The organism is Tildeniella sp. (genome assembly GCF_059505325.1).
In genome coordinates this window covers 13,125-34,354 of the sequence record NZ_JCACKI010000045.1, presented here as the reverse complement: position 1 = coordinate 34,354, position 21,230 = coordinate 13,125, and the positions used below count along the sequence as shown (strand labels likewise).

Here is a 21,230-nt window from a genome sequence, read left to right as displayed (position 1 = left end):
CTAAACGCTGGTATAAACCGTTGCATAGTAAGCCTGGTATTCTTCAGAGAGCAACGGTTGCCACCAGCCCTGGTTTGCCAAATACCACTCCACCGTTTGCCGTAGTCCGGTTTCAATTGTCTGCGCTGGCATCCAACCCAGTTCTGTTTTGATTTTGGTGGCATCAATGGCATAGCGCCGATCGTGCCCAGCACGGTCTTTCACAAACGTAATGAGCTTGCTAGACGGACGCATGGGCAAATCAGGCGCTAATTCATCCATCAACGCGCACAGCATATGCACGAGATCGATGTTCTTCACCTCGTTGTTACCGCCAATATTGTACGTTTCGCCCGGTCTACCGCGATGAAGCACCGCATCCAACGCGCTGCAATGGTCGCCTACATACAGCCAATCGCGAATATTCAGCCCATCGCCGTACACAGGCAGCGGTTTACCCATCAAAATATTGATGCACATCAGCGGGATGAGCTTTTCGGGAAAGTGATAGGGACCGTAGTTATTGGAACAGTTGGTAATTAGTGTCGGCAGCCCGTAAGTATGGTAGTAAGCCCGCACTAGATGATCACTACCTGCTTTTGACGCAGAGTAAGGACTGTTGGGCGCATAGGGTGTGGTTTCCGAGAAGGCTGGATCATCGGCACTCAGGCTACCATACACTTCATCTGTAGAAACGTGATGGAAGCGAAAATGAGTCGGCTGTTGGTGGGCATTCCAGTGTTGTCGAAAGGCTTCAACCAGCGTGAAGGTGCCATTGATATTCGTTCGTACAAAGGCATCGGGACCCAGAATCGATCGATCGACATGGGACTCCGCCGCAAAATGCGCCACTGTATCGATCGCTTCCTCCCGCAGCAAGGCATCCACCAACGCCCGATCGCAAATATCGCCTTGAACAAAGCGTAGATTCGCCTGTGCCTCTTGCGCTTCCAGGGTTTTACGATTGCCAGCATAGGTCAACGCATCAAGCACCACTACCCGATCGCCCGGATAGTGTTTGCACCAGTGATGGACAAAGTTAGCGCCGATGAAGCCCGCTCCACCAGTAATCAAAATAGTGCGCGGGTTTCTTGATAGGGATGGTTCTTGCTCTATAGATGTCATAAATTTTAGGTGCTTGCGTTAATTGAAGTTGAACTGGGACGGCGTGTTTTGGGCTTTGTAAAAAAGTGTTATCTTGCTATGACTTGGCGTTTACACCCTTCAGAATTTACACTCTGCTAACAGCATTACCTGCGTTCTCCGGGTTTGTCAGTGATCGCATGGGCGCGTTTGCCTTGAGTACAGCTCGATAAATTTCTAGAATGGCATCGACTTTAACATCCCAGTCAAAATAGCGCATTGCTCGGTGACGACCCCTTTGACCCATCGATTGACGCAAAGCTGGTGACGCTGCCATCCGGATCATCGCTGCGGCTAGATCATTGACAAATAAACGCTGCGATCGTGGCTCAATTAAAATGCCACACGATTCATCCAAATAATCTGACGGTCCGCCCCAGTTCGTCGCAATCACCGGAATACCCATCGCCATTGATTCTAAAATCACTGCACCACCGCACTCCAGCATACTGGGCAGCACCATCACATCCGATCGTTGCAGCCGTCGAGCACAGTCAGCTTGAGATAACCAACCCAGAAAATGCACTGAGCTATGGAGTTGAGTCTGCCTGCATATAGTCTGGTCAGTGCTTTGAAGTTCGTGCAATGGCAACAATCCTAATGCTCTTGCCTGCTGTCTCAGGCTTGTACTCTCAGGACCATCGCCAATAATTTCCAGCTCAACAGGTAGCTGCTGGGCAACCCGCTCAAACGCAAGCAACAGTAGATTAACCGCCTTCCAATGCACCAACCGACCAACAAAAACAAACTTGGTAACTGGGCTTTTTGTCTCTGTTAGCGGTTGTGTAGGCACCTGAGACACTGGTTCAGACGTTGGTTGCCATACCGACAGATCAACGCCATTCTCATGAAGCCTAACCACATCACCACAGGTACCCTTCGGTAGCGCATGGCATGTGCGTGTATTGGCAACCAGTAGAGCCGCCGCTTGGCGTTTGCCCGGAATGAGCCAATTAAGGCAGTCAGCCAATAAACGACCTACTTGAAGAGCCAGATGAACGAAGCGGCTTTGCATCCACTCAAAAGCGGGTGGGTAGTTCATGCCACCATTCATCGGTCCGATGATGACTGGTGCCCCCACATTAAAAATCAGAGATGGCTCTTTGGGTGAAACGGGAATTGGCTGATGCACAACGGTAATCCGGTGGCTTTGCACAATTTGTCTTACCAAACGGCGTTGAGCTATCTGCGTCAATAAGCGTAAAGCAAACCAGGCTGTAAAGTAAGCCAATCGCTGCGGTAAGTATTGACCAAGCCGCCACAGCAGTCGGTGTGCAGTTGTGTCAGAGACAAAAAAGATGCGATCGAAGTCGTCTCCGACACACAGCTTTAGCTCATCACGAGTGCGATCGTGCACAATCAGCCAGGCTTCAATCTGACGCTTCCGGAGCACTCTAAAGTAATGGAGCGGCAATGCTGCCTCACCGCCAAACTTCGCCGAAGCATGTTCTGCCACAAGCAGCACGCGGGGTTTGTCGCTAGTCATATCAAACTCTTTAGGGCTGGTAATACACCTGTTGGTTTAGGCGAAATTTACAACATAGTGCTTGGGCTAGAACTCCTCCCTCGGTAGTCTTTAGGTCGGCTCCCTTTACAGAGATTGTGGGAAGGTGGCGTGTCTTTTAGTCAACTGCAAACGATGTAGCCGTTATGCTAACTCAATCTGGCAGTCATCACCGATCATGAAGCGCAGTGCTTTTGGACGCTGTGGGGCAGTTTTGAGGTGAGCGCGTTGTCCGATCACGCTGTCAACGATGCGCTGATGAATGCCTATAACCTTTGCGCCTCGAAGAATGACACTGTGCTCTAAATCAACATCAATCAACGTCACTTGATCAGCAATGCTACTGTAAGGACCGATAAAGCAATTTTCCAGGTGGCAGTCTTTGCCGATCGTCACAGGACCACGGACACTACAGTTGATGAGTTTGGAGCCTGTGCCAATCTGGACGCGTCCGAAAACCTGACTTTGAGCATCCAACTCACCGCAGAGGTCGGATTTGAGGCATGTGTCCAGAATGATCTGATTCGCTTCGAGGAGGTCATCCTTTTTACCCGTATCAAGCCACCATCCTTCAATTTGACGGGCTTCAACGTGTTGTTTGTGGTCGATCAGGTCTTGGATCGCGTCAGTAATTTCAAGCTCACCTCTGGCAGACGGCTGGATGCGATCGATCGCGGCGTGAATGGTGTTAGCAAAAAAGTAGATACCGACTAGCGCTAGATTTGACGGCGGCACTTTGGGCTTTTCAACCAGATGCACGACCCGCCCCTGCTCATCAATTTGAGCAACCCCAAACGCAGATGGGTTAGCAACCGGACGCAGCAAGATGAGAGAATCCATCTGCTGTTCTTTAAAGTGATTCAGAAACTCGCCGAGTTCATTTTGAATCAGGTTGTCGCCCAGGTACATCACAAAAGGGGTATCGCCCAGAAAGGGACGAGCGATCTTGACGGCATGTGCCAGACCTGCAGGCTGCTCCTGCAAAATGTAGGTAATCCTGGCACCAAAGCGATCGCCATCACCTGTTTTTGCTTTGACTTCTTCGCCTGTTTCGGGGCTGATGATGATACCGATGTCGGTAATGCCCGTCGCCACAATAGCTTCTATGCCATACCAAAGAATGGGTTTGTTCGCCACTGGCACCAGTTGTTTTGCGCCAGTGTAAGTCAGTGGTCGCAGTCGTGTGCCTTTACCACCACTGAGAATGATTGCTTTCATAAGACGAATCTCTGAGAAGAGGGTTTTCGGTCAAGGATAGACTTCAGCTAATTTAAGAGGCTTTCCTGCTTGGTCTTTAGCAGACAGAATTGGTTCTGCTGTGAGAGACCAGTCAATTGCTAAATCAGGATCGTTCCAAAGCAGGCAGCGTTCGTATTGAGGTGCGTAGTAGTCTGTTGCCTTGTACAGCACTTCGGCGACCTCTGAAATGACCACAAAGCCATGAGCACATCCGGCAGGAACCCAAAGTGTGCGCTTGTTTTCGGCGCTGAGCTGACAACTAATCCATTGCCCAAAGGTCGGTGAGTGCCGACGAATGTCAACGGCTATGTCCAATATAGTGCCCAAAATTGTTCGCACTAACTTACCTTGAGGTTGCTGAATTTGATAATGTAGCCCCCGCAGAACGTTTTGACAGGAGCGCGAGTGGTTATCTTGAACAAATTGAACCTTGACTCCGGTTTTATCAGCAAACACACGTTCGTTGAAGCTTTCAAAAAAGAAGCCGCGATCGTCTTCAAAGACACGAGGCTCGAAAACTAACACATCAGGAATTTCGGTGGGCGAGACGTTCATCACAATTTCCTCACAACACGACCTCTGACAACTAAGTGCTTAGAGCGTTTTATGAGAACTTTACACTATACGCCTGATAAAGTTTGTTCACTCACTGTAAGCGTTATAACGTGCTGACTCATCAAGGTTCAATTGCTTGAGGAGATCTTCATTGAACAATGAAGATTGCACCGATAAACGACCAATGTTATCCTGAGCGGCGTGAAGTGCAGTAGACCCTATCGCTAACTGGCGATCGCAGTCGTTGCAGTTGTGGCTTTGCTTGCTGTTGTAAATGCTGCCGTTTTTGACCAGCCGGGTTCTGGTTATTTTGCAGTGCGGCAAGCGATCGACCATTACTGCGCGATTGCGTTTGGAGAGCGATTGGCTTGCGCAGATGATAAGCGATCGCACTCCCGGTAAGCGATGCGATCGTGGTGCATCAGTAAGACAACCTGGATAAAGATGGTTCTGGTGCGAGTCGAGCCAGCAATTGCTTGAGTACCATCACCGTCCAGTCGATATCAGCTTCAGTTGTCTGCTTTCCCAACGTGAGACGAACGCCTGCTTTGGCAATGCGATCGCTATACCCCATTGCCTGCAAGATTGGGCTGGGAGACAATTTACCGCTGTGACAGGCAGAGCCAGCGCTGATGCCGATGCCAGCGAGATTCATGTGGCGCACGAGCGTTTTACCGTTGAGCACCTCGCCATCAGCATGTTGAAGGTAGAAGCTGGTGTGATGGGGTAAACGATGCCAGCGATCACCAGTCGGTGCCAACTCAGGGACAGCGGCTAATTGCTCGAAAAGGTAATCGCGCAGTTGGATCAGTCGTGGCGTTTCGATCGCCATCTCCTGTGCGGCTAACTCAGCAGCAACGCCGAAGCCTGCGATCGCGGGTACAGCCTGTGTGCCCGATCGTAGTTTCGCTTCCTGACCACCGCCACCGATTAACGGCAGGAGCGTCACATCCGGTCGTACATACAGCGCCCCTGCACCTTGAGGACCATAAAGTTTATGGCTGGATAAGGACAACAGATCAACAGGTAGTTGTTGCATATCTAGCGGCAAGCGTCCTGCAACCTGCACGGCATCGGTATGAAACAAAGCACCGTGAGCACGGGCGATCGCCCCTAATGCCTGAATGGGTTGTAACGTGCCAACTTCGCTCTGACCGTAGATGATTGACACTAAAACGGTGTTTGCTTGCAGCGCCGCCCGTAACTCCAAAGGATTAACTCGTCCCTGCTGATCAACAGGTAAGCGCGTGACCTGCCAGCCCAATTGTTCAAGCCAGCGCACAGGTTCGGCGATCGCTGAATGCTCGACGCTGGAGATAATCACATGCTGCGGTGTGGCATATTGACGCACAACACCCATGATTGCCAGATTATCTGCCTCAGTGCCGCCAGCCGTAAAGACGATCGCTTCGGGTGGGGCATTAAGCAGTCGCCCTACCTGCACCCTGGCACGTTCAACGACGATCGCGGCCCGTTGCCCCCATGCATGAAGGCTCGATGGATTGCCCCACTGATCACTCAAGGCAACCTGCATTGCCGCGATCGCCTCTGGACGCGTGGGTGTCGTGGCGCTGTAGTCCAAATAAATCTGCATGGGCATCTGAGGCATAGACGTTCTCTCCTTCAGCATACAAGCCTGCTGAGCCAGTCTGGTCTATTCGATTTCGCCCGGTTCAAGAATGCGCTGAAAGAGGTAGCCTGTACCACGAGCCGTTAAGATCAGCTCTGGGTTACTGGGGTCGTCTTCGAGCTTGGCGCGGAGACGAGAAATGTGTACGTCTACAACGCGCGTATCAACGTGACGTTCGGGTGTGTAGCCCCACACTTCTTGCAGAATTTCCGATCGGGAAAATGCTTCTCCTGATCGACTGACCAGCAGTTCCAGCAGGCTAAATTCCATCCCCGTTAACCGAATACGTTCGTCACCCTTGTAAACTTGACGCTTGTTGGTATCGATGCGAATGCTGTTGATATGAATGACACCAGAGCTAGGAATGCCTGTGGTACCTGTTTTTTCGACTCGGCGCAGCACCGATCGAATCCGCGCTTCTAGCTCTTTGGGTGAGAAGGGCTTGACGACATAATCATCGGCACCGAGTTCCAGACCCGTGATGCGATCGGCGACATCGCCCAACGCTGTCAGCATAATGATGGGTACGTCCGACTCTTTCCGCAACTCCTGACAAACCCCATAGCCATCAAGTTTTGGCATCATCACATCTAAAACAACCAGGTCAGGGTCGGCATTACGAAAGGTGTCCAGCGCTTCTTCACCGTCAGCGGCTGTCACCACATCGTAGCCAATCATTGAGAGGCGCGTTTCTAAGATGCGGCGAATACTCGCTTCATCATCAACCACTAATATTTTTTCTTTGTGATTTTCCAAGATGATAGACTCCTTAAGCTAATTTTAGAATCATTAATTTCTGTACCCTATCATTAAAGATAGTACCCGAAGTGGTCTGGTTCGGAACGCTAAAATTGTCTCCCTCAAAGCGCTTCGGACGTTCTTACTATTACATTTGTTGGCGTTCTCGCTGATACAAGTACTTCTAACCGTTCCTCACCAAGAATGCCGAAACTTCGATCGCACTACGTTTGCAACCAATGCGGTGCAGAGTCCTCACAATACTTTGGCAAATGCCCTGCCTGCAATAGCTGGAATGCACTCGAAGAGCAGGTCGCCCCTGCTACAACTACAGCCGCTCGTCCCGGTGCCGTTCGCGTCGGTAGCCGCACTGCCCATCAAACGCCCGCTCAGCCCAAAGCTGCTCTCACACTGGCGCAAATCTCTGACCACCCTCAGTCTCGCCTGTCGTCCGGCTATGTGGAACTCGATCGCGTCCTCGGTGGTGGCATCGTCCCCGGTTCTCTAGTACTCATCGGTGGCGATCCGGGTATCGGCAAATCCACCCTGCTGCTACAAACTGCCAATCGCCTGTCTCAAACCTATCGCACGCTCTATGTCTGTGCCGAAGAGTCTGCCCAACAGGTGAAGCTGAGAGCGCAGCGGCTGGGGGTGGGGGAGGAAAGGGGGGAGGGAAGAGGAGGCAGAGGGCAGGCGGCAGAAGGCAGAAGGGAAGAGTCGGGAGTCGGGAGTCGGGAGTCGGGAGGCGGGAAAACTCAAAACTCAAAACTCTCTAGTTTGTCGGCGCAAAGCGCTACTCAAAACTCAAAACTCAAGACTCTTCCCGATTCTTCTCACCCCACACCCCACACCCCACACCCCACACCCTCCAACCTCTACCTTCTGCCCGAAACCGACCTCGATACGATTCTTGCAGAGTTGGAGTCGCTAAAGCCTCATGTAGCGGTGATTGACAGTATCCAGGCGCTATACTTCAGTGCGTTGTCGTCTGCCCCTGGTTCGGTGGCGCAGGTGCGGGAGTGTACGTCGGTGCTGATGCAGATGGCGAAGCGGCAGAATATTACGCTGTTCATTGTGGGGCACGTGACGAAGGAAGGGGCGATCGCGGGACCAAAGGTACTCGAACATATGGTGGACACGGTACTGTACTTTGAGGGCGATCGCTTTGCTAGCCACCGCTTGCTGCGATCGGTGAAAAACCGCTTTGGGGCGACCCACGAAATCGGCGTGTTTGAGATGGTGGATCAGGGGTTGCAGGAAGTGCTTAATCCCTCGGAACTGTTTCTGGGCAATCGGGATGAGTTTTCGTCGGGTAGTGCAACGATCGTTGCCTGTGAAGGGACGCGCCCGATCGTGGTTGAATTGCAAGCTCTCGTTAGCCCGACTAGCTACAGCTCACCCCGGCGATCGACCACGGGCATTGAATATAATCGGCTGCTGCAAATTCTGGCAGTGTTGGAAAAACGGGTCGGCATTCCCCTCTCCAAACTGGATGCTTACGTTGCCTCTTCTGGTGGCTTGAGCGTGGGAGAACCTGCTGCTGATTTGGGCGTGGCGATCGCAGTGGTGGCAAGTTTTCGCGATCGGGTTGTTGATCCCCGCATGGTCTTAATTGGCGAAGTGGGTTTGGGTGGGCAGGTGCGACCCGTTTCACAAATGGAGCTACGGCTGAAAGAAGCGGCGAAACTAGGCTTCAAGCAGGCGATCGTTCCGAAAGGGCAAGTCTTACCCGATTTGGGCATGGAGATTTTTCCCGTTGCCAGGGTTGTTGATGCGATTGCGATCGCCCTTGCAGGCAAAAAGTCTACTGATGAGTCCATTGATGAAGCCGAGTGATGCCGTGCAAAAGATGTCAGAGGCATAGCCCTCTAAAATGGAGCTACATCAAGCTGAAATGTTATGACTGACCAATCTCCTCACTAGAACTCGAAGCCCTCAATGCCCCTGCCAGCGGTTAATCGGAATGCAGTCAATATCTAGCTGATCGAGGGCGCGGGCAACGACAAAATCAACTAAATCTTCGATCGTTTGTGGGTTGTGATACCAGGCAGGAATCGCAGGCACAATGCGCGCTCCCGCTTCTGCCAGCGCTGTCAGGTTACGGAGATGGATCAGGCTAAAGGGCGTTTCACGGGGCACCACAACGAGTTTGCGTCCTTCCTTGAGCTGCACGTCGGCAGCACGTTCGAGCAAATCGGAACTGAGTCCGCCTGCAAGTTTGGCGATCGTGCTCATGCTGCATGGAATGACAAGCATACCCAGCGTACGAAAGGAACCGCTGGCGATCGTGGCTCCGACATCACTCCACGGGTGACAGGTTAGTTTGCCAGCCGTCTCTATGCCTGCCTGCTGCCGCCAGAACTGCTCCTGCTGCATCGGTTCCGGTGGCATTCGAGTGTTTTGCTCTGCCTGCCAAACCATGTAGACCGACTTGGAGGCAACTAATTCGATCGTGTAGTCTGCCTGCAACAGAAATTTGAGCGCACGAACGGCATAAATTAGCCCAGAGGCTCCGGTGATGCCAAGGATAAGGGGACGAGAGGGGGGAAGGGGGAGAGAAGAGGACAAGGGGGAGGGGGAGATGAGGGTATGAGGAAGGTGGGGAAAGTTTCGAGTTTTGAGCTTTGAGTTTTGAGTTGAAGAAGTTGTTAGTTATTGGTTGTTGGTTGTTGGTAATAACTTTTCGTTAATTCCTGTTTTCCCGGCTCCCTCTGCCCCCCTGCTTCCCCTGCTTCTGCTTCTCCACTCCTGACTCCTGACTCCTGACTTCTCTCTGTGCTTAATCATCCTCAAACTCTGGTTCTGATTCGGCAATCTGGATCGTGTCTAAACCTACTTCGTCATCTGGTGCTTCGCTGCCACCACCCACTGCAAGGAGGTCAATTTGCTGGCGGTAGTAATCCACGCTCTTCACCTGAACTTCGATGCGATCGCCCAGACGATACTGCTTGCGGTTTTTGCGTCCAACCAACGTTTGCTGGCGCGATCGGTACTCGTACCAATCATCCTTGAGAGAACTGACATGCACCAAGCCTTCCACCAATAGCTCTTCGATTTCGACGAACAGACCGTAGGACTGAACGCCTGTGATCAAGCCGTGGAAAATTTCGCCAGTGCGCTCTCGCATTAATTCGGCTTTCTTGAGTCCTTCCAGATCTTGTTCGGCTTCCTGCGCGACTTTCTCGCGTTCGCTCAGATGCACGACCTGCGAAGCAAAGTAGGTTTCTAGCTCCTGATGAATTTCAGGAGGCAGCACGTTCCAGCTAATGTTGCCGTGCGATGAGCTGTGCCGCAGATTGACCATTTCTTTAGAACGGCTAGACTTGCGATCGCGCCCTTCCTTAAAAACGGCATGGAGTGCCCGCTGCACCAACAAATCGGGATAGCGGCGTACAGGTGAGGTGAAATGGGTATAGCCATGATCCAGTGCTAGACCGAAGTGCGATCGAGGGGTAGTGCTGTAAAACGCAGGCTTCAGGGTTTCCAGTAAGAGATAGGTCATGACCCGTTCAGCATCCGATTCAGCGAACTTTTGCGTAAAGTGCTGGTAGTCTTCGGGTCGCACCACATCTTCTTGCTCTAGATGCAGCTCAATGCCCATGTTGATGGACAGTTTAATCAACTCCTGTACGTCGTCTGGGTCGGGCGTGGGATGCACTCGGTAGAGGCTCGGAGCGCCCAACGCTTGCAGGTGGTTGGCAACAAGCTGATTTGCCAGCAGCATAAACTCAGCAATCATGGCGTAGGTTGGGACGGAGGGCGAGACAACCATTGCGCCCAAGATCCCTTCGTCGTCATAGTGAAACTTCGGTGTAAAGACAAGCTTGCCTGTATCCTGGTCAGCGTCAGCAAGGCTACTGGATGTTGGCTTTTCTGGCAGGTTGAGTTCAAAGGCTCCTCGCTGATGCCGTTGGTCTTTCAACGCATGGCTGAGTGCCGCTAGCTGATCCAACAGCTCAAACACAGGTTCAAGCGCTTCGATCTCTACGGTCGGCTGATCGTTGTCGGCTGACCGCTCCAGAATTGCCTGTGCCTGATGGTAGCTCAACTGATGGTTAACTTTAATGACCGTTGGCTGAATTTCGTACTCTACAACGTGCCCTTCCGCATCAAGCGTGACTAGAACAGACACGGCTAGACGATCGTGTCCCACCTGAAAGGCACAAAGCGAGTGGGCGATCGCATCAGGCAGCATTGGGATCACGAGTTCACCCAGGTAAACAGAGGTGCCACGCTTACGTGCTTCACGATCGACGGGCGAATCTGGTTCAACATAGTGCGCTACATCCGCAATGTGAACCCCCAAGCGCCACTGCCCGTCTTGAGTTTGCTCTAAGGTGAGGGCATCATCCAGGCTATCGGTATTTGCCTGACTGCTGTCTGCCTTGATCGTCATCGTGGTCAGTTTGCGTAAATCCAGCCGATTTTTCAGCTCTGTCTTCTCTAGCTTGGTTGGCAGTGACTGAGCGGCAGCTTGCACCTCATCGCTAAAGGTGCGAGAGAGGTAATGCTTGCAGCAGACGATATCAATGTCGGCAGCATCGGTATCGGTGCCTAAAATTTGAGCAACGCTGCCCAACGGCGGATTTTGCCCCAGTGAGTAGCGCAGTAGCTTGACATGCGCTAAATGGTCGATCGCCTCACTCAAGTTTTCCCCGTTTTGCTGTAGCCGCACTTCAAACAGCAGGCGATCGTCCAGCGGTACGGCTCGAAACCCATCCTCTGCCTGCTTGACCCGCGCCAGCACTGAAGGGTTGGAGCGCTCTAGAATCAGACGAACTTCACCTTCGGGGCTGCGACGACGGCTGCCTTCCTTCGTTACCCGGACTAGAACGCGATCGCCATTCCATGCATTGCTGAGCTGGCTTTCACGAATGTAGATATCTTCTGCGCCTTCAACATCTTGAATGGCAAAACAAAAGCCCTTGCTGGAGCAGCGCAGTTTGCCCTCAACGACTCCTTCTTCTGCAATCCGCTTATACCGTCCCCGATCTTTGGTCAGGATGCCAATTTTTTCGAGCGCATCAAGCGCAATTTGAAGCCGCAGCAAATCATCGTCGTTTCGGCAATCCAGTTTTTTTTCTAAAACTTTGGGAGCAACGAGTTTGTCATCGGTGAAGTTTGACAACAGGGCAGCGATCGAAAATTCCATGAAGCGATAGATCCTTGTGTACGTAATTCTGTATTCGGTATGGAACAGAACCTTAAATTCAGGTTTGGAGGCTGAGCAACGCAGCTACGGTTAGACAACGCTTCATCCGGTGTGAACGTTACTTCACCCAACGCCTGTTTGCGCCTGCCCTCAATCGGTTTGAGCAACCAGGTTTAGCCCGATCGCTGAGGGCATCACGCAAAGCTGAAAGCATTACTGCGATCAATCAGGCTGGTCTGAACTAGTGCTGGCTCGAAGCGAACAGTAGGAAGCAGAATCGCTTCTGAATGACTCAAAGAGCGGCAAGCAGACAGAGAATAGGGGAGCGCTTGAGAGTTTAGGCGTATCAGCAAATGGCTGTCGGCGCTGTACGTTAAGCCTGATCAGTGTCTCGTGAGCAGTGAACAGGTGCCAGTACTTGGTAGTGCCATTGGTAGCGTCCATGTCAGGGATCTGGCTTTATCGCTCGATCGCTAATCACGCAACCTTTACAGACTGAATGCTCAAACCTTAGCGATTTCCTTTCTCTATTAAAACTCTATTTCGCACTTTCGCACCAATTGCCCTTTGCCTTCTGCCTTTTTACATTAATCAATGTGCCAGCACAAATTCGTCAGACTCGTTAAAATGTGATCTTCCCATTTGCCGTTGATCAATAAATAGTCTCTCGCATAGCCTTCGACTACAAAACCTAACTTTTTGAGTAGATTACCACTGCGTTGATTGCGGGGCATATAGTTTGCGGCGATGCGATGAAAATTCAGTTCATTAAAAATGTATTGAATTGATCGTCCCACCGCTTCTGTCATGTAGCCGTTTCCTTGCTTACTTTCTGCCAGACTGTAGCCCAAAATACAGGCATGAAGAGGCTCACGAAAGAATTGGGTGAAATTGATAATACCAATGATCATTTCAGGCTTTGCTTGCTCAAAGACGAACAGTCTAAGCGATTGGTTGTAATTGAACTCAATGAGATTGCGCTCCACCTGACCACGCCAAAAGTCTTCAACAAAAAAGTGCTCCGATCGCGTTGGCTCAAAAGGGGCTAAAAACGCTCGGTTCGTGCGGTAGTAGCGTGCAATTTCATGCACGTCCCGCTTGGTTGCCAGACGGATCAACAGTCGGTTTGTGGCTAGTTGGGGTGGCTCTGAAGGATGTCTCATCTCGCTCGAAGGCGCTCTAGCAAAGCATTAAAGGGTTGCCAGTCGTCATGCTGAGCGATCGCATCCCACACGGTTTCAATCTCTGGTCGCAACGGCACTATAAGCGGATTGTGGTCGCGGAGGCGGCTGGCGATCGTGTCCATCCCTGCCTCTGGAACATTCAGCAAAAGATTGAAGTAGCAGCTTTTCCAGGCGTTCCATAAATTGGCGAACTCACCGGGCGAGACGCTTGCCTGACTAAAAATATTGCCCACATCTTCTCGCCAATTGCTTGCGAACTGCTGAGCCAATTCAGCAAAGAAACTGTGGTAACCAATTTGCGTTTCTCGTAACAGTTGCAAGGTTTGGTTGAGTAAATGATCAAGTGCTGGATTGTCTAGCGCTTCAAATCCCAACTTGTGCAGCATTTGTTCCCGGTAGGTGCGCTCATAGTGTTGATCAAAGGTGGCGAGTCCTGACTCTAACGCCGATGCCTCAATGACGCGTTCTAACGGGCGTTGCAGCATTTCCAAATTCCAGCGGCAAATGACAGGTTGCCTGCCGTAGCTGTAGCGCCCGAAGTGATCGAAATAGGCAGCCGTGAAGCTGGGGTCGAGGGTAGGAAGAAAGGCAAACGGACCGTAGTCAAAGCTTTCGCCCGTGATTGCCATATTGTCTGTATTGAGCACCGCATGGCAAAACCCTGCTGCCATCCATTGCGCGGCTAGTTCGGCTACCCGCTGCACCAGTTCAGCGTAAAACAGGGCGTAGCGATCGCTCGTGCCTGCCAACTGCGGGTAATAAACTTCAATCACATGATCGAGCAAAATGGCGATCAGGTCTTTGCGATCGAGGTAATGCAGCCGCTCAAACGTGCCAAAGCGAATGTGGGATTGCTGAAAGCGCACCATCACAGACGATCGCGTGGGTGACGGTTCATCGCCACGCCACAGCGCATCCCCGGTTTCAATCAGGCTGAGACAACGAGACGTAAGAACGCCAGCCCGATGCAAGGACTCCGCTGCCAATACTTCGCGTACCCCTCCTTTCAGCGTGAGTCTGCCATCGCCCCCTCTGGAGTAGGGCGTTGTGCCTGATCCTTTGGTGCCCATGTCGTACAGGTTGCCGTCTGCGCCTCTCACTTGACCATACAGAAAGCCGCGACCGTCGCCCAAAAAAGCGTTGTACTCGCCAAACTGATACCCGTGATACCGTAGCGCCAACAGGGGACGCGGTGCTTGAAACCTGCCAAACGCCTCTACAAAGTCAGCATCACTCACAGCGTTGGGATCAAGCCCTAGCCTTGGCAATAACGCATTGTTGCGAAACCGCAGGATATGCGCTGGAAACTCAGCCGCCTCAACCTGGTCGTAGTAGTCGTCGCCCAAACGTTCGAGGGACGGTTCGTAGTCGAGCAGCAGCAGGGGATTAGCAGACATTGCGAAAGTTAAGAAATGTAGGAAACTGTAAATGCTTGATGCACGATCGCCTGCGCTTTGTCAGAAGGCGATCGTTTAACTAGCCATACTTGAGCCAGATGTGGCATTGATCCACTGCTTTGTTCCGACTACGCTGAACCTTCTATAGCTCGCAAGCGACTAGGAACGCCATTTGACAGAGCAACCGACAGGCTCTGTAGAAGTTGACTTAATCGGGGCGTTGAGCAAAATTTGGGCGATCGCATCCCGCAAATAGTTCACCCGCACCGCAGCAGGATCGTTGGGGCTATCATCGACCGAACCGCTGTAGCAAAGCACGCCATGCTGGTTGAGTAGAAAGATATGAGGCGTTTTCTCAGCGCCAAAGCTTTGGGCAACGTCTTGCGTCACATCCCGCAAATAGGGGAAGTTCAGTTGATGGTCGGCAGCAAACCGCTTCATGTTCTCGAAGCTGTCGTCGGGGTAGCGATCGGCATCGTTAGAGTTGATGCCAATGAGCGTCACGCCTTGACTCTGGAACTCTGCCTGGATTTGCCTGAGGCGATCGAGGTGCCGATGGACATACGGGCAGTGGTTGCACATGAACACAACCGCCACCGCTCGAAACTGTTCGAGGTACTTTGCCAGATGATGCACAGAGCCATCAATCCCCGGTATCTCAAAATCTGGAGCGTAGCAGCCAATCACGGTACTCATCTTTTCCATGCAGTGAATCCTGGTAGAGCGGAGGGGCGGAGACGTTGTTGGTTTTTAGTTGTTAGCAGAAAAGATCAAGAGGCAGGGGAGACGAGGGGCAAGGGGAGCATTTTGAGTTAATTCTGGCTTCTTGCCTTCCGGCTTCTTCTAACGTCATTGACTCCTGCTTAGCCTGTGAAGTCAACATCGTTACCTCCTGCCTTCTGCCTCCTGCCCTCTGCCTTCCGCCTCCTAACTCCTTCTAAAAACCAATCACTAAAAACCAAAAACTACTTCCAGTTTTGCGCGATCGCTTGATACCCAATTAGTTTATAGACCAATTTGGCTGCCGTAAACTCTGATACCACAGAATCGTTGATAGGAGCCAGTTCCATGACATCGCAACCGATAACTTGATGGGCAGCAAAGATACGCTGGATGAAGGTGAGCAGATTGTACCAGTTCAGTCCGCCAGGTTCGGGAGTGCCAACACCGGGAATGAGCGTGGGATCGATGCCATCGAGATCGATCGTGATGAAGACCTTCTCGGTTTTGATGCTGGCAACGGCGCGATCGATCCAGTCGGGTTGTGCGACAATTTCCCGTGCGCGGAAGACAGCAAGCTGTTTCTCTTTGATCAAATCTGCTTCTTCTTTACAAATGCTGCGAATGCCCACCTGCACGGTTGGCAAACCCATATCAACAATCCGCCGCATGACGCAAGCGTGGTTGTGAATGGAGCCTTCGTATTCGTGGCGCAAATCACCGTGAGCATCGACCTGCACGACGGTAAACGTCTCACCCGGATTCGCCTGCCGATACGCTTCGACAATGCCTGTAGTGATGCTGTGTTCGCCGCCCAACGAGATCACAAATTTGCCATCTGAGGCGAGCTTGTAAACCGTCTCTTGTGTCACGCGGAGCATCGCTTCAGACGACACTTTCTGACCGTTGCGAGTATCCGCGATCGCCTCCTCCGTATAAATTCCCACCTCCCACAGTTCGCGATCGAGTTCTTCGTCGTAATACTCGACCTGCTGAGATGCATCCAGAATGGCATCGGGACCATGCTCACAGCCGCGACGATAGGTAGTGGTCGCCTCGTAAGGAATGGGCAGAATCACAACTTTAGCGTTGTCGTAAGTTGCTGCGACAGCAGAATCCAGAAACGGCAGCGAAGAAGATGTTAGCGAAGACGTTTGCACCAGCATGGCAGAACTAATTTGAGTAACACCCGATCCTGACATATTCCTTGGGCGATCGGCTACTGAACACCAGCCAATTATGGCTAGAAGCAATACGTTCAGGCTACGTACACCACATAATCTGCGAAAAAATCGGACTGAGGCTCTAGCTTCTTGTCTGAGTCTGCTTCAAGTAAGCAGACAAAATAGAATGAAAGGTGACGCTCATTGATTACCTGGCGTACCATAAAAAACAGAGGCGGGGATAGCAGTGCGATCGCGATGGCATAGCAGAGTAGAGGTAAGCGATGACCCAGGCAAAACCACAATTCGCCAGTTTTGAGGATTATCTAGCATTAGACCCCGAAGAGCTTCCAGAAGGGCGATTTGAGTATGTGGATGGGGAATTGGTGGCACAGATGCCCGAATCGAGCTTGAATGATGAAATTAGTACGTACTTGTTCCTCCTGCTAGTGAATATAGGTATCTCGTTCCGGTTGATTAAAACAGGAACCTGTGAAATTGAAGTCGCTGGCAGACCACGTACCCGCATTCCCGATCTGGTGATTCTTCGCGAGGAACATCCTGAACTGACTCGACGACGATTGACAATTACACGCCAAATGCCGCCGCCTCGCCTCATTGCAGAAGTGATTAGCTCTGGGATGCAAAACCGCCAACGAGACACGATCGATAAGCGTCGTCAGTATGCCGAAATCAATGTCCCTGAATATTGGTTGATCGACCCGGAGACTCAAACGTTTACCGTCTTGCAACTGGAGAACGGATACTACATCGAACATGGAGTGTTTCGTGGCAATGATGGCATCCATTCTGTAATGTTTGGAGCATTGCCTTTCATCACAGATCAGGTTCTAAAGGCAGGGAAATAGTGCTCACCCACTGGCGGAACTGGCGCACCAAGCTCGTTTCACCCATAGTGTGGCTCAATTCTAGAAACCGCACGACTTCAGCGGCAGTGAGTTGAGGTAGACTGAGGCTGCGATCGCGGCTCTCATAGACTCCCGCTACCAGGTGATAGATGGTTAACGTTTGACCATCGTAGCGCCACACTTCAGGAACACCCAGCGCAGCATAGATGGCGAGTTGATCAATGGAACTGCTAGTAATGTCAACTTCAATGGCAAGATCAGGTGGCGGATCTTGCGTCAAATCAATACGATCGCGATTACGAACCGCCGCCTCGTTTTGAATGTAGTAGCACTGGTCAGGCTCTAACCCTCTTGCTAAGTCTTCGCGATCGCACGTCAAAGAACCCAGGCTACGAATTTCGATCTCTAATTCTTCGGTCAACGCCTCAATAAACCGCCCCAAGAGCTTTTTATACGTTTCATGCGGCGCTAACGGCATCATGATCTCCAACAAGCCGCGATCGTAAGTCAGACGCATTCCTGGCTGCTGCTCAAAATCCTTCAGCAACGATTGGTACGTCTGCCAACTAATATTCCGAAGCAAAACCCGATCAGAACTCTGAATCAGCGTGGCGGTCATAGGCTGAGATAAATGGCATGGCTTAACTCTAGTTTAGGGCAGAAGAAAGTGTGTCATGGTCGGAGTAGGATGGGCACACAAGGAAAATTAATAGCCTCTTTTCTTACAATCGTCATAGTACGGTTTAGATGGATCTGTTGCTTGTTGGCATATTGCTTGTTGCACCTGCTGAGGAGATAAACAATCTCCTCCTGGTTGGCACTTTGAGCTTCTAGAGCTTTCTGAGCTTGTTGTGTTGGTAGTAGGACTGTGAGAACATTGCCCTAGAACTGACAGCAGCACCCAACCTATGAAAATGAAACCTAAGCAACCTATACATCCTTGCTGGGCTTGTTGCTTATCAGGAGTTTCTCCTTGACTAGAAGGCTTTTGCTCAGGTTGAGTGGACATGATGATTTAAGGAAGTAAATGGTGTTTTCTTTCCCTAGAGTTCCCTACAGGTTTTGTGAGTAACGGTAAGGGTAGATGGTTTGTCAGGAAGCGATCGCATTTGCGCGATCGCCCTCACGCTACCTGATGCGTCTGCAACTAGACTTATTGGTTTCACTCGTAATGTGCGACGGCTACAGGGCGTTCAACCGCTAACTGCTGACGGTTTGATTTGATTTGCTCAATGTGGTGTAACGTTTCAGCCGTAAGATAGCTCTCACCACAATGGGGGCAACTGATGACAGGAATGTTCTCAATGACTAAGAGGTTCTCACCTTTGCCGTAGCTTTTTGTAACATGGCGAATCTTGGCTCCGCTTTGCCCGCAGCCATCACAAATGAAGCAGGTTGAGTCAGTCAGCATAAGTACACAGTAATAATGACAACGTTGCCCGTTAAGCTCAGTCTAGCAATGACTTCAGCCGCACCGCCCTCAAGGGTTCTGCCATGAACCCGATATTTCCATGTCTTTGTGTTCTGATCCTTCTGCCGTTCGAGGATCATACCCGAATCAACGATCGCCTCAATGTCATAAATAGACAGCCCATCGTCGGTCATTTCTTCTTCTGCGTGCAGAGTCATGACGTACTGACGCTGACGCATCTTGTCCTGCATTTGCTCCAGGATTCGGTCAAACAACAGTCATCCTCACTTCGTCAGGCAGGCATTAAAGAGCGATCGCGCTCACGCTACCTGATGAGTCTGCAACCAGTTCACCAAATCTGCTAACGCATCAAAATCGAGCAGCGCTTCGCCCAACTCCTCTAGCTGTGTTACTGATAACGGCTGAATTTGGGCTTGAAGGTCGTCGGAAAGCGCACCAACTTTCCGGTTAAGCAGCCGCCGAATCAGTGTGAGTGCTTCTTCTTGAAGAATACTTTGATAGATGACCGATTCCTGCATGAGGTCTCTCCGCAACACTTGCTGGATCAGTCGTTGATGTCCTGAGGTTCAACCGTGATGCGCTAAGGTTCAATGGTCAAGCTCAGAGCAACAGCGCGATCGCTCCGCCCTGACTCAACGTAGTGGCGATCAACCTCAATGAACAGCGATCGTCTCACCGTAGACCAAGGCTGCGTCAGTACAGCCGTTCGCGTTCCGTCAAGACTTTGATGCTTCAAAGACTCGACGACGAGTGTTAGAGCCTCAAGTGCTAGATCCCCGACTTCTGCATCACGTTTAGCCACACAGCAGGATTGAATGGGGGTCTCAGAAACCGGGTTTCTCAACGAGAAAATATCGTTACCATCCAGGTTGTAGCCAGAAACCGGGTTTCTCGCCTCGCTACTCCCGCTCAAACGTTTGTTACTTCCGCTCAAGCATTGGTTACTTCCACTCAAGCATTGGTTACTTCCACTCAAGCATTGGTTACTTCCGCTCAAACTGTGGTTACTTCCACTCAAGCATTGGTTACTTCCGCTCAAGCATTGGTTAGTAATTGTGAAGCTGTGGTTACTTCCGTTGAAGCTGTGGTTAGTAACGGTAAAGCGTTTGTAAAGACAGAGAAGGACGATCGCCACTCTTGTCATGTGCTTTTTGACAACGCTGATAGCAACACAGCTTACTAGAAAGAGGCGCGATCGCGCTGGGTATCGTCATCCAGCAAACACACACTGCGTCAAGAGATGAGCTATATTCTGTGTGAATTTTCTACGGAGAAAGCTATGCAGAGATCGATCGGAATGCTCTCGTTCGTGGGTGCGCTTTGTTTGTCGGCTACGGCGATCGCTCAAGAAGGGATGTTGCAGAGTCAAGCCCTGGTTAGTGCCTTGCGCCAAGGTGGTTACGTGATTCTCATTCGTCATGCTGCGGGCGATAAGGCGCAGAAAGATGCTGCCAGTGTGAATCTTGCTGATTGCAACACCCAGCGGAATTTGTCTAAAGATGGCAGAATTGCCGCTCGGACGATCGGTCAGGGTATTGATACCCTTCAAATTCCAGTGAGCAAAGTTTTTTCTAGCCCTTACTGTCGGGCAATGGATACGGGACGGCTTGCCTTTGGGCGACCCGAAGTGTCTGATGCCCTGAATTACGTGACTGACAATGAGGAAGGGAAGCGAAGGGCTGCCTCTGGTTTGAAGCCACTGCTGGCGGCAGCGCCATCCTCTGGCACGAATACAGTGCTCATTTCCCACAGCACAAATATTCTAGCCACGATCGGCTTTGTTCCCGAAGAAGGTGAAGCGATCGTCTTTAAACCTGGCAAGAGTGGCTCCTACCAAATGGTCGGACGGGTTGTCGCTCAGCAATGGAGCAGCCTCATGCCTCAGAGTGTCACTGGCAAACAATAGTTTCTAGTGCGATCGCCCCGCAATCCAGTCTGGCAAAAGGGGGTTCACCAACTCCGGTGCTTCATCCTGAGGACAGTGACCCACGTCTTCTAGCGGGATCATACTAAGGGCGATTGCCGCTCTTATGGCTTTCCTATGGTGCGTTTGCTTGACAGCAGCGCACCATTTTATTGGGCATCATAAATTGTCTCTCCCCTGGAAAATGTACAATACCCAATTGCAGTCCGATCGCCGCATGACAGGAGGTACATGACGGTGTGACGCTACACACCAGCTCACCAAGCACACCGCCAGCAGTTGAGTATCAGTTCTAGTGTCTGTGTGCCCGTGACTTTTACCACCTTTACGTTCTCATACCATTTCACTAAGCTGTGGCTACACAGGCAAGCTTCGGCTGGCGGTCAGCGGTCAGCGGTCAGCAGCAAGAACGAATCTGTAGGGCGATTTTGTAGAATTGGTATAAGTAGGCATTGCACCTTTCACGATCGCGCTTGGAGCTTATCACGGGTCTAACCGCCTAAACTTTTCAACGGATAACTTTCAAAGCTGAGCAAAGATCGGTACTATGAACGATACAGTAAGTCGATAGAATAACCGTAGTTTGGCATTGCCAGTCGAT

The 21,230-nt window shown here is 51.2% G+C and carries 23 protein-coding genes and 1 pseudogene; 4 read left to right on the top strand and 20 right to left on the bottom strand.

Annotated features, from left to right (window positions below):
* The 4 genes from rfbB to rfbC all read right to left on the bottom strand — a co-directional run bounded on the left by rfbB (window position 1) and on the right by rfbC (window position 4,420).
* Window positions 1–1,104 carry a dTDP-glucose 4,6-dehydratase gene (rfbB, locus tag AC5JO6_RS15950; RefSeq protein WP_496082050.1) on the bottom strand — a complete coding sequence of 368 codons (1,104 nt, stop codon included), beginning with the start codon at window positions 1,102–1,104 and terminating at the stop codon, window positions 1–3.
* A 106-nt stretch (window positions 1,105–1,210) separates the two neighbouring features.
* Window positions 1,211–2,608 (bottom strand): glycosyltransferase family 4 protein, encoded by a 1,398-nt coding sequence (locus AC5JO6_RS15945; RefSeq protein ID WP_496082049.1) that lies wholly within the window; start codon window positions 2,606–2,608, stop codon window positions 1,211–1,213.
* 162 nt (window positions 2,609–2,770) lie between these two features.
* Window positions 2,771–3,844, bottom strand: a complete 1,074-nt coding sequence (locus AC5JO6_RS15940) for a glucose-1-phosphate thymidylyltransferase (RefSeq protein ID WP_496082048.1) — start codon at window positions 3,842–3,844, stop codon at window positions 2,771–2,773.
* Window positions 3,845–3,874: 30 nt separating this feature from the next.
* Window positions 3,875–4,420: a dTDP-4-dehydrorhamnose 3,5-epimerase gene (gene rfbC / locus AC5JO6_RS15935; RefSeq protein ID WP_496082047.1), complete on the bottom strand. Its 546-nt coding sequence runs from the start codon at window positions 4,418–4,420 to the stop codon at window positions 3,875–3,877.
* Window positions 4,421–4,678: 258 nt separating this feature from the next.
* Here rfbC and AC5JO6_RS15930 point away from each other — a divergent pair, with 258 nt between their 5' ends.
* Window positions 4,679–4,822, top strand: coding sequence for a hypothetical protein (locus AC5JO6_RS15930; protein WP_496082046.1), 144 nt, complete (start codon window positions 4,679–4,681; stop codon window positions 4,820–4,822).
* A gap of 19 nt (window positions 4,823–4,841) precedes the next feature.
* Here AC5JO6_RS15930 and AC5JO6_RS15925 read toward each other — a convergent pair whose 3' ends face one another.
* Both AC5JO6_RS15925 and rpaB read right to left on the bottom strand, forming a co-directional pair.
* Window positions 4,842–6,014 (bottom strand): cysteine desulfurase family protein, encoded by a 1,173-nt coding sequence (locus AC5JO6_RS15925; protein ID WP_496082058.1) that lies wholly within the window; start codon window positions 6,012–6,014, stop codon window positions 4,842–4,844.
* A gap of 60 nt (window positions 6,015–6,074) precedes the next feature.
* A complete protein-coding gene (rpaB, locus tag AC5JO6_RS15920) occupies window positions 6,075–6,806 on the bottom strand; it encodes a response regulator transcription factor RpaB (protein ID WP_496082045.1) in 732 nt (243 codons plus the stop codon).
* A gap of 186 nt (window positions 6,807–6,992) precedes the next feature.
* On the opposite strand from rpaB, the gene radA reads away from it, so the two are divergent.
* Entirely contained in the window at window positions 6,993–8,624 is a 1,632-nt protein-coding gene (gene radA / locus AC5JO6_RS15915) for a DNA repair protein RadA (RefSeq protein ID WP_496082044.1), read from the top strand.
* A 99-nt stretch (window positions 8,625–8,723) separates the two neighbouring features.
* Here the strand turns inward: radA and AC5JO6_RS15910 are convergent, their stop codons facing one another.
* The 6 genes from AC5JO6_RS15910 to speB form a co-directional block, all read right to left on the bottom strand.
* The gene (locus AC5JO6_RS15910) at window positions 8,724–9,356 is read right to left on the bottom strand and encodes a flavin prenyltransferase UbiX (RefSeq protein ID WP_496082043.1); all 633 of its coding nucleotides are present in this window, start codon (window positions 9,354–9,356) and stop codon (window positions 8,724–8,726) included.
* 211 nt (window positions 9,357–9,567) lie between these two features.
* Window positions 9,568–11,940, bottom strand: a complete 2,373-nt coding sequence (locus AC5JO6_RS15905) for a ribonuclease R family protein (protein ID WP_496082042.1) — start codon at window positions 11,938–11,940, stop codon at window positions 9,568–9,570.
* A 587-nt stretch (window positions 11,941–12,527) separates the two neighbouring features.
* The gene (rimJ, locus tag AC5JO6_RS15900) at window positions 12,528–13,103 is read right to left on the bottom strand and encodes a ribosomal protein S5-alanine N-acetyltransferase (protein ID WP_496082041.1); all 576 of its coding nucleotides are present in this window, start codon (window positions 13,101–13,103) and stop codon (window positions 12,528–12,530) included.
* On the bottom strand, window positions 13,100–14,521 hold the full coding sequence (locus AC5JO6_RS15895) for a protein adenylyltransferase SelO (protein WP_496082040.1): 1,422 nt from the start codon (window positions 14,519–14,521) through the stop codon (window positions 13,100–13,102). Before AC5JO6_RS15895 ends, rimJ begins: the two co-directional genes overlap by 4 nt.
* Window positions 14,522–14,680: 159 nt before the next feature.
* The gene (locus AC5JO6_RS15890) at window positions 14,681–15,226 is read right to left on the bottom strand and encodes a thioredoxin family protein (protein WP_496082039.1); all 546 of its coding nucleotides are present in this window, start codon (window positions 15,224–15,226) and stop codon (window positions 14,681–14,683) included.
* Between the two features lie 260 nt (window positions 15,227–15,486).
* The gene (speB, locus tag AC5JO6_RS15885; RefSeq protein WP_496082057.1) at window positions 15,487–16,407 is read right to left on the bottom strand and encodes an agmatinase; all 921 of its coding nucleotides are present in this window, start codon (window positions 16,405–16,407) and stop codon (window positions 15,487–15,489) included.
* A 281-nt stretch (window positions 16,408–16,688) separates the two neighbouring features.
* On the opposite strand from speB, the gene AC5JO6_RS15880 reads away from it, so the two are divergent.
* Complete coding sequence (locus AC5JO6_RS15880) at window positions 16,689–17,273, top strand: Uma2 family endonuclease (protein WP_496082038.1); 585 nt, start codon at window positions 16,689–16,691, stop codon at window positions 17,271–17,273.
* Here the strand turns inward: AC5JO6_RS15880 and AC5JO6_RS15875 are convergent.
* The 7 genes from AC5JO6_RS15875 to AC5JO6_RS15845 form a co-directional block, all read right to left on the bottom strand.
* The gene (locus tag AC5JO6_RS15875) at window positions 17,242–17,892 is read right to left on the bottom strand and encodes a Uma2 family endonuclease (protein ID WP_496082037.1); all 651 of its coding nucleotides are present in this window, start codon (window positions 17,890–17,892) and stop codon (window positions 17,242–17,244) included. The genes AC5JO6_RS15880 and AC5JO6_RS15875 overlap by 32 nt on opposite strands.
* A gap of 424 nt (window positions 17,893–18,316) precedes the next feature.
* Window positions 18,317–18,439: a hypothetical protein gene (locus AC5JO6_RS15870; RefSeq protein WP_496082036.1), complete on the bottom strand. Its 123-nt coding sequence runs from the start codon at window positions 18,437–18,439 to the stop codon at window positions 18,317–18,319.
* Window positions 18,436–18,684, bottom strand: a complete 249-nt coding sequence (locus tag AC5JO6_RS15865) for a type II toxin-antitoxin system MqsA family antitoxin (protein WP_496082035.1) — start codon at window positions 18,682–18,684, stop codon at window positions 18,436–18,438. Before AC5JO6_RS15865 ends, AC5JO6_RS15870 begins: the two co-directional genes overlap by 4 nt.
* On the bottom strand, window positions 18,678–18,959 hold the full coding sequence (locus AC5JO6_RS15860) for a DUF4258 domain-containing protein (RefSeq protein ID WP_496082034.1): 282 nt from the start codon (window positions 18,957–18,959) through the stop codon (window positions 18,678–18,680). The genes AC5JO6_RS15865 and AC5JO6_RS15860 overlap by 7 nt, the downstream gene beginning before the upstream one ends.
* Before the next feature lie 45 nt (window positions 18,960–19,004).
* A complete protein-coding gene (locus AC5JO6_RS15855) occupies window positions 19,005–19,223 on the bottom strand; it encodes a DUF4351 domain-containing protein (RefSeq protein WP_496082033.1) in 219 nt (72 codons plus the stop codon).
* 62 nt (window positions 19,224–19,285) lie between these two features.
* Window positions 19,286–19,849 (bottom strand): hypothetical protein, encoded by a 564-nt coding sequence (locus tag AC5JO6_RS15850; RefSeq protein ID WP_496082032.1) that lies wholly within the window; start codon window positions 19,847–19,849, stop codon window positions 19,286–19,288.
* The gene (locus tag AC5JO6_RS15845; protein ID WP_496082059.1) at window positions 19,794–19,919 is read right to left on the bottom strand and encodes a hypothetical protein; all 126 of its coding nucleotides are present in this window, start codon (window positions 19,917–19,919) and stop codon (window positions 19,794–19,796) included. Before AC5JO6_RS15845 ends, AC5JO6_RS15850 begins: the two co-directional genes overlap by 56 nt.
* 65 nt (window positions 19,920–19,984) lie before the next feature.
* On the opposite strand from AC5JO6_RS15845, the gene AC5JO6_RS15840 reads away from it, so the two are divergent.
* Window positions 19,985–20,611, top strand: coding sequence for a histidine phosphatase family protein (locus AC5JO6_RS15840; RefSeq protein WP_496082031.1), 627 nt, complete (start codon window positions 19,985–19,987; stop codon window positions 20,609–20,611).
* A gap of 3 nt (window positions 20,612–20,614) precedes the next feature.
* Here AC5JO6_RS15840 and AC5JO6_RS15835 read toward each other — a convergent pair.
* Window positions 20,615–20,710: pseudogene (locus AC5JO6_RS15835) on the bottom strand (alpha/beta fold hydrolase); the annotation flags it as partial.
* Between the last annotated feature and the right edge of the window lie 520 nt (window positions 20,711–21,230).